The sequence below is a fragment of the Winogradskyella poriferorum genome, from assembly GCF_036553625.1.
Classification (GTDB): Bacteria; Bacteroidota; Bacteroidia; order Flavobacteriales; family Flavobacteriaceae; genus Winogradskyella; species Winogradskyella poriferorum.
Map to the genome: position 1 here is coordinate 112,033 of NZ_JAZHOU010000007.1, position 14,071 is coordinate 126,103.

The 14,071-nt window shown below is 33.6% G+C and carries 8 protein-coding genes; 5 read left to right on the forward strand and 3 right to left on the reverse strand.

The window, feature by feature from the left end:
* Nucleotides 1–11: 11 nt before the first annotated feature.
* A complete protein-coding gene (locus V1468_RS15425; protein ID WP_331811104.1) occupies nucleotides 12–2,999 on the forward strand; it encodes an amidohydrolase family protein in 2,988 nt (995 codons plus the stop codon).
* A gap of 11 nt (nucleotides 3,000–3,010) precedes the next feature.
* Entirely contained in the window at nucleotides 3,011–4,333 is a 1,323-nt protein-coding gene (locus tag V1468_RS15430) for an amidohydrolase family protein (protein ID WP_331811105.1), read from the forward strand.
* A gap of 267 nt (nucleotides 4,334–4,600) precedes the next feature.
* Here the strand turns inward: V1468_RS15430 and V1468_RS15435 are convergent, their stop codons facing one another.
* The 3 genes from V1468_RS15435 to V1468_RS15445 all read right to left on the reverse strand — a co-directional run bounded on the left by V1468_RS15435 (nucleotide 4,601) and on the right by V1468_RS15445 (nucleotide 11,519).
* Nucleotides 4,601–5,398, reverse strand: a complete 798-nt coding sequence (locus V1468_RS15435) for a hypothetical protein (RefSeq protein ID WP_331811106.1) — start codon at nucleotides 5,396–5,398, stop codon at nucleotides 4,601–4,603.
* A gap of 107 nt (nucleotides 5,399–5,505) precedes the next feature.
* Nucleotides 5,506–9,618, reverse strand: coding sequence for a T9SS type A sorting domain-containing protein (locus V1468_RS15440; protein WP_331811107.1), 4,113 nt, complete (start codon nucleotides 9,616–9,618; stop codon nucleotides 5,506–5,508).
* A 155-nt stretch (nucleotides 9,619–9,773) separates the two neighbouring features.
* Nucleotides 9,774–11,519, reverse strand: a complete 1,746-nt coding sequence (locus V1468_RS15445; protein ID WP_331811108.1) for a T9SS type A sorting domain-containing protein — start codon at nucleotides 11,517–11,519, stop codon at nucleotides 9,774–9,776.
* A 39-nt stretch (nucleotides 11,520–11,558) separates the two neighbouring features.
* Here V1468_RS15445 and V1468_RS15450 point away from each other — a divergent pair, with 39 nt between their 5' ends.
* From V1468_RS15450 to V1468_RS15460, 3 genes are read left to right on the forward strand one after another with little or no spacing between them, the layout of a single operon-like run.
* Complete coding sequence (locus tag V1468_RS15450; RefSeq protein WP_331811109.1) at nucleotides 11,559–12,359, forward strand: TrmH family RNA methyltransferase; 801 nt, start codon at nucleotides 11,559–11,561, stop codon at nucleotides 12,357–12,359.
* Nucleotides 12,360–12,379: 20 nt separating this feature from the next.
* Nucleotides 12,380–12,724, forward strand: coding sequence for a four helix bundle protein (locus tag V1468_RS15455; RefSeq protein ID WP_331811110.1), 345 nt, complete (start codon nucleotides 12,380–12,382; stop codon nucleotides 12,722–12,724).
* Between the two features lie 38 nt (nucleotides 12,725–12,762).
* Nucleotides 12,763–14,004, forward strand: coding sequence for a M48 family metallopeptidase (locus tag V1468_RS15460; RefSeq protein ID WP_331811111.1), 1,242 nt, complete (start codon nucleotides 12,763–12,765; stop codon nucleotides 14,002–14,004).
* Nucleotides 14,005–14,071 lie beyond the last annotated feature (67 nt).

Sequence of the window (14,071 nt, forward strand, 5' to 3'; positions counted from 1 at the left end):
CTAACCATTTTATGACAAAAGTATTTTTACGGCTGCTCATGCTTATGTGCAGTTTTTCGCTATTTGCGCAAGATTACTTTCCAAGTAACACTGGTGTAAAATCTAAAAACACTAATTACACTGCGCTTACAAATGCAACAATCTACGTTTCGCCCACAGAGGTTTTAAGCAATGCCACTTTATTAATTAAAGACGGTAAAGTTGTAAACGTAGGCACTTCAGTAAACATTCCGAAAAACACCACAACCATTGATGTTTCAGGAAAAACCATTTACCCATCATTTATAGATATTTATACATCTTTTGGTGTAAAAAACCCTGAACGTGGTGGCAACGGTCCAAGATATGGCGCTAGCCGAAGTGGCTTTTACTGGAATGATCACGTGATGCCAGAGCAAGATGTGATGGCAAGCTTTAACTACGATTCTAAATCAGCAACAGAACTACATCAACTTGGTTTTGGTGTGGTTAACACGCATATGCCAGATGGTATTGTAAGAGGAACTGGTGCGCTTATTGCCTTAAATAATGATGCGGATAATTCACTTCGTGTTGTAGATGGAGAAACCACACAGCATTTTTCGTTTCGTAAAAGTGTAAAATCGCGTCAATCCTACCCTTCTTCAATTATGGGAAGTATGGCTTTATTGAGACAGATGTACAACGATGCTAAATGGTATGCAAGCGGACATGTAGACACCAAAGATCTATCATTAGAAGCCTTAAACAAAAACACATCGCTTTTACAAATTTTTGAAGCTGGTAGCAGAGCCAACCTTTTAAGGGCTGACAAAGTTGGTGATGAATCTAACGTGCAATATACCATTGTTGGTGGTGGTGATGAATATGAACGTATTAACGAAGTAAAGCAAACTAATGCTACAATTATTCTCCCAATTGACTTTAGATTGGCTTACGATGTAGAAAATGCACACTTAGCTTCAACATTATCATTAAGCGATATGCGTGCTTGGAATCAAGAGCCTCATAACCCAAGATTATTGGCTGAGAATGGTATTAATTTCGCCTTAACAACACATGGTTTAAAATCTAAAAAATCATTTAAATCTAATTTACTAAAAGCCATAGAAAGCGGACTTTCTAAACAAAAAGCGCTTGAAGCGTTAACTACAGTTCCTGCTTCATTACTAGGAAAATCTGATGTTTTAGGTACTTTAAAAGCTGGTAGCTATGCCAACTTTTTAATTACTTCTGGAGATATTTTTGAAAAGAACACAAAACTCTTCGAAAACTGGGTACAAGGTGAAGCGCATGTGATTGAAGACATGAATACCAGAGATATTGATGGTGATTACACATTTAAATTAGCAGGCGAAGATTACAAACTATCCATTTCTGGGAGTACATCAAAACCTAATGCAAAACTTGAAAGTGGTGACCATCAATTAGGCTCTAAATTGAACTACGCAAATGATTGGGTTAACCTCACCTTTAAAACTGCAGACAGTACAAAAAGTGAATTTATTAGAGTTGTAGCCAATGCTGCAAATAGCAACGGTCTAAATGGTAAAGCCATTTTACCAAATGGAAACGAATTGTCTTTCTTTGCAAGTAAGGCTAGTTCAAACGAGCAAGACGACTCTAAGAAAAAGGATAAGAAAGACTCAGAAGTTTCAAACGAAAGTATGAGTCCTATTACCTATCCTAATCTGGCATTCGGATTTACAGAACAACCAAAATCTGAAACCTTATTATTCAAAAATGCTACGGTTTGGACCAACGAAAAGGATGGTGTTTTAGAAAATACCGATTTACTAATTAAAAACGGCAAGATTTCAAAAATTGGTAAAAACCTTTCAGACAAAAATGCTACCGTAATTGATGCTACCGGAAAACACATTACTGCTGGAATCATTGACGAGCATTCACACATTGCTGCTGCTTCTATTAACGAAGGAGGACAAAATTCTTCTGCCGAAGTGACTATAGAAGATGTTATCGATGATGAAGACATTAACATATACAGAAATCTTGCTGGTGGAGTGACATCGATTCAGATTTTACATGGATCTGCAAATCCTATTGGTGGTCGTTCGGCAATTATTAAATTAAAATGGGGAGAATCTGCGGATAACCTCATCTACGATAATTCACCAAAGTTTATAAAATTCGCTTTGGGTGAAAACGTAAAACAATCGAGATCTAGTAGAAATGAGCGTTTCCCACAATCGCGTATGGGAGTTGAGCAGGTTTTTGTAGATTATTTTACAAGAGCAAAAGCTTATGACGATGCCAAAAAAAGCGGTAAACCTTACCGTAAAGATGCTGAAATGGAAGTTTTAGCTGAAATTTTAAATAAAGAACGCTTCATTTCTTGCCACTCTTATGTGCAAAGTGAAATAAATATGTTGATGAAAGTTGCTGAGCAATTCAACTTTAATATTAACACATTCACCCACATTCTTGAGGGTTATAAAGTTGCTGACAAAATGAAAGAACATGGTGTTGGTGGCTCAACCTTTAGTGATTGGTGGGCATATAAATATGAAGTTAATGATGCTATTCCATATAATGCTGCTATAATGCACAGCGTTGGTGTTACTACTGCAATAAACAGCGATGACGCAGAGATGTCTCGTCGTTTAAATCAGGAAGCTGCGAAGTCTGTAAAATATGGTAATGTTAGCGAAGAGGATGCATTAAAATTCGTGACTCTAAATCCTGCAAAACTACTTCATTTAGATGACAGAGTTGGTAGCCTTAAAGTTGGTAAAGATGCTGATGTCGTTTTATGGTCAGATCATCCGCTTTCAGTATATGCAAAAGCTGAAAAAACAATCATTGAAGGTGTAACTTATTTTGATTTGGAGCGCGATAAACAAATGCGAAAAGCCATTCAAAAAGAAAAAAGTGAGCTTATTAACAGTATGCTACAAGAGAAAAACAAAGGGTTAAAAACACAGCCTATCCAGAAGAAAGAAAAAGAATTATTGCATTGCGATTCTATGGGTGGAGAGCATACAACACATAATCATTAAAAATTATTAAGATGAAAACATTAAAACATATAAATATTGTTCTTTTAATGCTGTGTGTTACTTTAAATTTTGCACAGCAAACACCTGCACCAAAGCAAACCAAGGATTTTGCTATTGTTGGTGCCACTGCGCATATTGGTAATGGTGAGGTTATTGAAAATAGTATCATTGTTGTAAGCAATGGTAAAATAACAACGATTGGTCCTGAAGCTTCTACTCCACTGACCAGACAAGCCATGGATATCATTGACGCCAAAGGCAAACACGTGTATCCTGGATTTATAGTTTCTAACGGAACCTTAGGCTTGGTTGAAGTTGATGCTGTAAAAGCCTCTAACGATCTTTCGGAAATGGGTACTTTTAATCCTAATGTTCGCAGTATTATTGCCTATAATGCAGAATCTAAAGTTGTAGAATCTATGCGACCAAATGGTGTGTTACTTGGTCAAGTAGTGCCTCGAGGTGGACGTATTACAGGAACCTCTTCTATTGTACAATACGATGCTTGGAACTGGGAGGATGCGTCAATTAAAACAGACGATGGTTTACACATTAACTGGCCAAGTAGTTTTAGTCGTGGTCGTTGGTGGCTGGGTGAAGATCCTGGATTAAAACCAAACAAAAACTATAGCACTCAGGTTAAAGAATTATCGGACTATTTTGCTGAAGCTAAAGCTTACAATAAAGGCAGTAAAAAAGACAAACACTTGCCATATGAAGCGATGTCTGGTTTATTTGATGGTTCTAAACATTTATATATTAATGCAGATGATGCTAAAAGCATCACGGACGCTGTAAACTTTGCAAAAAATCAAGGTATAGAAAAGTTAACTATTGTTGGTGGTTACCAAGCTGGCGATGTTGCCGATGTGTTAAAACAAAATAATGTATCAGTAATGTTGCAACGTGTACATTCATTACCAGAATTAGAAGACCATGATTATGACTACACCTTTAAGCAAGCAAAAACATTAGTGGATGCTGGTGTATTAGTGTCTTTAGAAACTAGTGGACAAATGGAACGTATGAACTCTAGAAATTTACCATTTTACGCAGGTACTACAGTAGCTCACGGGTTAACGAAAGAGCAAGCGCTTCAATTAATAACACTAAATGCAGCCAAAATAATGGGTATTGACGATATGTATGGAAGCTTAGAACTTGGCAAAAGCGCAACACTCTTTATTAGCGAAGGTGATGCCTTAGATATGCGAACTAACAAATTAACTCATGCATTTATTGATGGTAGAAACATTAGTTTAGAAACACATCAAACTAAGCTCTGGAAGCGTTATTCTGAAAAATATGAGAATCAGGAAGTCAAGCAAAAGTGATTTATATTAAAAATGCAAAACGTAATTAGTTTCATTTTAGATCTCATATCTCAAGTTTTTGAAAGCAATACTAAAATAGCCATAACTGCAGCAATTTTAATAATTATCATTTTTATTATAGTTCTTGTTTAACCATAAGTTTCTAAAAGTTAAAACTAAAAAAGTGAGCTGAAAAGCTCGCTTTTTTTAGTTGATGTCATTCTGAACGCGTTTCAAATCTAGAACATAAATGAGAATCTGAAACAAGTTCAGATTGACAAATTTTTATCATTTTACTACAGTTGCTCCTTCTGGCATTTTAAACATTGTGCTATCTGGTGCTTCTTCAGATAGCAAAACATCAATAAATTCTACTGTACTTCTTTTTTCTGTTGGCAGGTTGTTTTCGTACTTATACCAATCTACTGATTTAGGTAATTTCAAACCATTAATGGTTTGCCAATTGTTATAACGAATAAAATGAAAATCTTTACTCTTTTCATCCTTACCGAAAGTTACCGTATATCCTAACCATGACATTTCGCCTGTGGCTTCATCATAGTAAATTTTATATTGGTCGTCTGGAGACTCACCAACTCCAGATTCGTAAGAAATTAGAATTCCTTTGTAAGTTTTTCCTTCAAAAGTAAGTGGTTCAATATCTTCATACATGATGCCATCATCGCCTAAAACAAAAGGCATTGCATAAAAATAAAACATTAGACCTTTGTAAAACTTAGCATTGCCCTTGTATGGTTTATTATCCTTCTCTAAAACCCATTGTGTAGTGCCATCGTAACCCATTTTATAATCAGGATTTTCAATAACTTCGGCTCTGGTTTTTAGATTTAAGGTTGTTACTTCTTTTCCGTTTGGTTTTTCTAATGTAAAAGAAAGTGACTTCATGGTATTCCAAGTATCTATTCCACCGTGTGCATTAAACACTTTAGTAATTGACTCTGGATAAATACTTGTTGTAATGTCTTCTTTTGCTACTTCATTTATAACTGTAGATTCTGTTTGTTTTTCGTTTTTACAAGCTGAAAATAATACGGTAAAAAGTAAAAGATAAATTGCTTTTTTCATGGTTAGATTTATTAATTGTTGAATTGGACGAAATCTATTTTTAAACATTACAAAAAAAGCTTCAGAATTAATCTGAAGCCTTTTTGAAGAATATTTTTATCTAACTTTTATTCAACAATCAACTTTTCAATAATTAAGTTGTTTCCGCTTCTAAGCTGGATAAAATATAAACCAGCATTTAAAGAGGAAACATCTAACTCCACAGTACTATTAAATTTCTTTTTAGGAATATTAATCATCTTACCTTGAATGTCTACCAAAGATACCGTTGTTGTATTTAAAACATTTTGACTTAAAGTAACCTTTACTTTGTCTTTTGCAGGGTTTGGATAAACCTGCACTTCAACATTATCAAGGTCATTGATAGATAATGGTTCTACAAATTCAGAATCAAAACGGTTGGTTATAACTGGTGCATTAAAATCAAAATAAATAGCTGCAGTATTTGGTATAATATCACCAACTGCATAACCTGAAAGAGGCTTTATTCTAAAGTACACAAAACCAATACTTCCTGCCGCATCATCTTGCTCTGCTGGTAAATTAATATTGTCAAAATACCACTCTAAATCTCTTCCTGTTCTTGTAACAACATAATCGTGGCTAGATCGCAACATTTGAAATGTTGACTCATCTAGTTGAGCATTTAAGGCATCTTCAATTCTAACAAAAATGGCTTCTGCTGTTCCTAAGTTTTGGAATCGTATCGTGTAATATAACCACTCATCTGAAACTACAAAATCATCATATACTATATCTGGTCCGTGAGCTTCCATTTTATCATTTGGATCCCAAGACCCAACTACAACCTCAGACAATGTTGAGTAATTATTATCTGGTACTAAATCATTAGTATCAGTAAGATATGTTGCAGTATTTGTTACAATATCATCTAGTGCTACACTTGCAGGACACGTTATTGAAATTCCAATACTCTCAACGTCTCCTGGTTGTAGGTTTACAAAATCTACCGTAAAACCATTGGCAGTATTTGTTATGGTGTAAGCAGGATTTACACTAAATGTATTATTAAAAATTAGTTGAGAATCTAGAGTAAACTCAACAGATCCAGAAGCTATAGTCGTAAAGCCTAAATTCTCTAAATACAAGTAATTAGTGTGAGTAAATCCAGGTCTTGGAGGTGCCCAATTATTGATTAGGTATACCGCTAAGTCTTCACAACTTTGCTCTTCAACAACAGGAAAATCTACAGTTACAGTGCTACCATTTGCCACAGAAACACCGTTAAAACTCGTTGTAGTTATATCATAACAAGCTTCTGATTCATCATATAAATTAAAGGTAATATCATATGAATCTGTTTCGTTAGCACTAATTATTTGAAAACTTCCGGTTGAAGAATTTACTGTATTAATTACACCATCTCCATTAACTTCATAAGTAAAATAACCGTTAGTAAAACCAAACTCGTTAATATCAAAGACACTATTAGTATTGGCATCTACAAAGGCATTAACTTGAATAAAACCAACAGATGAAGCGCAAAAGACATCAAAGTCAAACTGCGCAGTACAACAACTACTACCAGACGTACAACTCACTGTACCATCGGTATCAAATCTAATAGATAAAGTATCACCTGAGGAGGTATATGTTAATCCTGCAAAATCACCACCATTACCATATGGTAAATCAGGGTTTAATACTGTGCCATCAGAATCTTCAATATAAAGTTCGTCCCAATTAACCTCAATACCACCAGTATTAAACACTACTGTTAGAGGCTGACCATCCGAACTTTGAAAATTGAATTCTGTAGTATCATTATTACCATAGCAATATGTTGTATTTACAGGTCCATCCTGACAAATAATTGTTTGATTTGGATTAGCTCTGGTCGTAAAACTAAACTCACTACAATTTTCGGCCGGACCATTTGTATTGTAAGGTACAACTGTTACATAATACGTAGTTTCATAATCTAGTGTTTCTAAATCATACTCATACACTGCACCTACATCTACATTATCAAGAACTTCGGTTCCACCAGAAGTAAGACCAACAGACACTGTATAGCCTGTTACAAAACCAACTGCTGGACTCCAACTTAAATCTACATTTTCACTAACATCAATGGCACCATCTAAGGGTTCGGATAAGGCTTGTAGACAATCTGGAATTGCGCTTGTATCTACACAAGACACTTCGTACGTTATAGATGTAAAGTTTTGAGTTTGACATGAGATACTTCCATCAGCCTGAACGAAAATAGTGATATTATCTCCTGAAGAGGTAAATACTAAACCAGACAAATCACCATTATTACCATACGTTGTTTCGGATGGGTTAAGATTAGTAACACCATCAGAATCTAAAATGACTAACTCATCCCAATTGTTTTCTACAATTCCTTCTATAAAATTAACTTGAAGTGGAGTTCCATCAGTACTTTGATATATGTATTGTATTTGAGTGTTATTTTCGTAGCAAAAAGTATTTGTTATTGGTCCTTCTTCACAACTAAACTCTAATGGACATGATGCATCAGTAGATATATTAAAGCTAGAAATTGAATAACAATCGTCATTTAGATTTTGAACTCTAACATATATTATCTCTAATGTAGATTGCAACGAATAACTTTCTGGCGAAGCAATAGCATTGTTATTAGTATTAGCTAAAACAATATCATTGAAATACCCAATTATAAATTGAGATGCGTCTAATCCATTTAAAATTTCGGGTAAATTAGAGGTCAAATCAAAAACAGCATTAGGCTCACAACTTGTTAGAGCAGTTGCTACTTCACTTATTGACGGAGAGTCAGTTACTACAACCTCAAAAGTTACAGTCTCCGAACAACTTTCTTCTGATGAACGTACTTCTACAGTGTAGATTCCGGCTTCACTTACAACAATTTCTGGAGTGGTTTGAAATGTACTCCAATCAAAAATCCAATTTCCATTAGAGTTTGGCGCAGGATTCAATACGACCTCTTGCCCATCACAAATCGTATAGGTCGTGTCTGAAATAACTTCAGGTATTTCTAATATATTTAATGTTATTGTAGTTAAATCATTATCACCCGTTGCAATTTCTTCAACCCTTACATGAATAGTTTGAGTACTATCCGTATTCATATAATTTGTAGGATTGGCAATTTCATTTATTTGCGCTTCTGCATCAGTCTGAGAAGTAAAATACGAAAAGAGGAAATTTGACACATCTGCTCCATTAACAATTTCAGAATTTAAAGATGTTAAATCAAAAGTTACGATATCGTTTATACTTTCTGAACATTCATTCATCGTAACAGCACTCAGTGAAATACAATTAACATCTGCAACAAGATCTAAAGGTAATATCTGATCGCAATCATCAAAAACAGGACTTATGTGAACATATATTGTTTGGTTGAATTGAACAATATTTGAATAATATTGACCTAATGCATTCGTAGAATTTTGAGCATCTACTAAAGTTTCATGATACGTAAGATTAAAAGCATTCGCATCTAACTGACCAATAATTTCTTCATTCTTTGAAAATAAATCAAACACTTCAAATCCATCATCATCCAAGTCGCATACAATTAATGGTGTTGGCTGATTAAACTCATGCACATCACTTACATTAAGATACAGATTATTATTAGAACTCGCAGTAGAGCAACCTGTTACGTCATTCTCTACTCGCACATATAGCGTTTGGTAATAAGGTGAAGTGTTTGTAAAAGCTTGTGGATTGGCAATTGGATTAACATTAGTAATAGCATCTTGAGCAGTTAAAAAGTATGAAACTGTCAGATTAGGTTCGCCACCCATAAACACAGCAGAACTTTGTGTTAAGTCAAAGACAGCAAAACCATCCACACCACACAAAATCTGCTCTACGCCAATGTTACCTACAGGACTTGGGTTTACTCTAAGATTAAAATTAGTTATCTCATAATTTCCTGTAGATAATTCAAAAACGCGTGCATAAATAGTTTCTGGGTTCGATGTATTTGTGTATGGACTCGATAATGCATTAGTTTGATTAGTAGCATCTGTTAATGTTAAGTGATAAGTCAATTCATAAGAAACAGGATCTAAACCATTTAGTATTTCAGCATCCTTTATAGTTAAATCAAAATCATATACCTCATCACTATTATCATCACAAACCTCGTAATCTGTAGGTTGATTAATGCCTATTTGGCTGTAGGATTTTAAAGAAAATAAAAGGGGAATGAGGAAAAAGAGTAATGTTTTTTTCATGAATGATTGATTTTTAGTTTAGCTAACTAAAGTTTATAGCACCTTAATATAAGACATCTATTTGACTTACAGATACAAAACAGATAAACACATAAAATTCCTACCTGTGATGTAGGCTTAGATTTCTAATATTGAAAATTTGTTTATAGTAATTATTACTTCACAATCAATTTTTCAATAAATGAGTTGTTTCCGTTTCTAAATTTTACAAAATAAAGCCCTGAATTTAAAGAAGATACATTCAATTCAATAGTATTACCTAACTCCTTTTGTGGAACATTAATCATTTTACCTTGAATATCAAACAATGATAAATCAGTAGACTTTACTACATTCTGATTTACCGTAATAATCACTTTCTCTTCAGCTGGATTTGGAAAAACACTTACTTGTGTAGCATCCAACTCATTAACTGAAAGTGTCTCTACAAAAGTTGTATTAAATGTGTTGGTTATAATTGGTGCATTAAAATCGAAATAAATTGCCGCATTGTTTGGAATAATATCTCCTATAGCATAACCTGGCTTAGGCTTTAATCTAAAATATACAAAACCTACACTACCAGCAGGATCATCTTGTTCTGCAGGTAAATTTATGTTATCAAAATACCACTCTAAATTATTACCAACTCGTGTTACAGAATAATCATGACTTGATCGCAACATCTGAAATGTCCTTTCATCTAACTGAACATCTAATTCATCTTCGATTCTAACAAAAATGGCTTCAGCAGTTCCTATATTTTGAAAACGAATGGTGTAATATAACCATTCATCACTATTAATAAAATCATCATAAATCAAACTGGGACCATGGGACTCCATTTTATCATTAGGGTCATATGAACCAACAACTGCTAAAGTAAGACTAGAATTATTATTTATCGGATTAAAATCGGTCGAATTTGTTGTATAGGTAGCATTACTACTAAGAATAGTACCTAATGGTACATCAGAAGGCAATAAAAAATTAAAGTCTACGTAAACTTCTTCTCCTGCTTCTAAACTGGTAAAATTTACACTAAAACCATTAGTTAACGGTGTGGCACTTAAATTAGGACTAGAAAAACTCATATCCTGAAACAAAAGCAGATCTCCATACAAAAATTCCACATTCCCATTTTCTACTGTAGTTGTATGCTCATTAGAAATATATAGTCTATTTGAATAGGCAAAACCAGGTCTTGGAGGTGCAGAAATTCTTACAATATCTACAGAGATATCTTCACATTGCGAACCATTGACTATTAAATCTAATTCAACAATTTCCCTACAATTATATTCAACCGGAAATGGGTTAAGAGATACACACGCAAATATAGTTTGATTATTAGGTGTAACATTTGTGTATTCTAAAGGTAAAGGATTAATTAGATTAATAGCGTCATCATATGTTTCATAAAATGTTAAATAATTACCTAAATCTGATGGTTCATATATAATTTCTTGACTTTTTGAATATAAATCAAAAACCGAAAAACCCGAGTCATCAAATTCACAATTAAATAAAGGCGTAGGCCAATTTGCCGTAGGTGCTGTTCCAATAATTAAAGGTTCACCTGCAATCAAAACATTATGCTCTTCACTATTAATAGGATCAGCTCTTCTGTAAATATCCTGGTATTCAGATGCAAAAAAACTTTCTGCATTAAGAGCATTAGCAGAATTTAAAGCATCTTCTTCACTTAAATAATAAGTTAAAGGGTAATAATTAGAAGCTTCACTTGATGTTATACTGCAAAAATTAAATGGAAAAATCTCACTTAAATCTACCAAAACAACACCATCTAAATCTTGGTCGCAAATTACTATTGGTGTTATACCACAAGGTGGTGGTATTTGAGCATCTGAATTAAAAGTAATTAGAATAAGCAATAAGATATTAAGTAGTTTTATCCTCATTTTTAAAGTATTTTTACTCTTTAAATTTATAACAATAATATGTCAAAAGTTATAAACAGTGTTAATAATCCACTTATAAAGCAACTTTATCAGTTAAAGGAAAAATCTAGACAACGAAAAAAAACAGGTCAGTTTTTAATTGAAGGTAAGCGTGAGTTGTCTTTGGCGATAAAAGGTGGCTACAAGATTGAAACACTTTTATTTTTCCCAGATTTATTTTCTGAAAGTGAAGCAAAAGCCATGTCGCAATATGGTATTGATATTATTGAAATTTCTAAAGAAGTTTTTCAAAAATTGGCACATCGAGACACCACAGAAGGTGTTATTGCTGTCGTAAATAGTAAAGCACACCAACTTGAAGATTTAAAACTCACTAACAAAAACCCTTTAATTTTAGTTGCTGAAGCACCCGAAAAACCAGGTAATATTGGTGCTTTATTAAGAACTGCTGATGCTGCTAATGTAGACGCTGTGATTATTGCCAACCCAAAGTCAGACTTATACAATCCAAATATTATACGCTCTAGTGTTGGTTGTGTCTTTACAACACAAATTGCGATGGCAAGCACTACTGAAGCTATCGATTTTTTAAAGCATTACAATTTCAACATTTTCTCTGCTATTCTGCAAGAATCTGAGCCTTATCATACGCAAGATTACACCTTACCAACAGCTATTGTGGTTGGCACAGAAGCCACAGGACTAACCCAGGAATGGCGAGATGCAGCTACACAAAACATTAGTATACCAATGCAAGGTGTTATCGACTCTATGAATGTTTCTGTTGCTGCAGGAATTCTTATTTTTGAAGCAGTTCGCCAAAGGCGAATTAATGAATAATGATTGATGAAGAATTAGTAATGAAAGAGAATATAATTGCAACCAAGTCTTATAATTTTGCTATCAAAATAGTGCATCTCAGTAAAACGCTAATTACCAATAAAGAGTACGTATTATCAAGACAACTATTAAAATCAGGAACCTCCATTGGTGCCAATGTTGAAGAAGCTATTGGAGGGATTTCTAAAAAAGACTTTAGAGCAAAAATGTCTATTTCATATAAAGAAGCGAGAGAAACTCACTACTGGCTTAGAATACTAAAAGACACTAGCTATATTACCATAGAGGAATTTGAAGAATTAGAAAAAGAACTCTTAAGCATCCTAAAAATATTATTTAAGATTATACAATCTTCAAAGGAATAACTAAATTATTAATCATTCATTATTAATTACTAATCATAATGACAGCGCAAACCCTTTTCTACATCATCATAGCCATAATCCTTATCAACTTTATAAAGGATAAAATTCTAGATGCGTTAAATGCCAAACATTTTAACGATGTTGTTCCTTCTGAAATAAATGATGTTTACGATGAAGACGAATACAAAAAATCGCAAGCTTACAAAAAAGTCAATTACAAATTTGGTGTATGGTCTTCTTCATTTTCATTAGTATTAACCTTAGGTTTTCTGTTTTTAGATGGTTTTGAATATGTAGACAATATAGCCAGAAAATATTCTGATAACCCTATCATTATTGGATTAATTTTCTTTGGAATTATTATGATTGCTAGCGACATAATTACTACACCATTTGCTTATTACAAAACCTTTGTGATTGAAGAAAAATTTGGCTTTAATAAAACCACAAAAAAGACATTTATCTTAGATAAATTAAAAGGCTTAGTAATGATGGCCATATTAGGTGGTGGTATCATTGCCTTAATTATTTGGTTTTATCAAATTACAGGGAATCAATTTTGGCTGTATGCTTGGGGAATTGTAACCGTATTCACGGTGTTTATGAACATGTTTTATTCTAAGCTCATTGTACCCATGTTCAATAAGCAAACACCTCTAGAAGATGGAGATTTACGACAAAAAATATCTAATTATGCTGCTTCTGTTGGTTTTAGCCTGAACAAAATATTCATCATTGACGGTTCTAAACGTAGCACTAAAGCCAATGCGTATTTTTCGGGTTTTGGAAGTGAAAAGCGTGTTACACTTTACGATACTTTGGTCAATGATTTAGACGATGAAGAAATTGTTGCAGTTTTGGCACACGAAGTAGGGCACTATAAGCGCAATCATATTATTTTCAATTTGATTGCTTCTGTTTTACTTACAGGATTGACATTATACATTTTATCGATTTTTATTTCAAATCCATTATTATCTTATGCTATTGGTGTAGAGCAACCTAGTTTTCATGTTGGGTTAATTGCCTTTGGATTGCTCTACTCGCCCATTTCAGAAATTACAGGTTTGATTATGAATTACGTTTCAAGAGTTTTTGAATATCAAGCGGATGATTATGCCAAAAACACCTACAAAGCTGAGCCACTAATTACGTCTTTAAAAAAGCTATCAAAGAACAGTTTAAGTAATTTAACTCCTCACAAAGCTTATGTGTTTATGCATTATTCGCATCCAACGCTTTTGGACCGTGTAAAAAATTTAAGGAAATTAAAAGCTTGATTTTATAACAGAAAAAGCCGAACTTGGTTATCTTATAATTAAGCATTAATCAACAATCTGAGGCTAA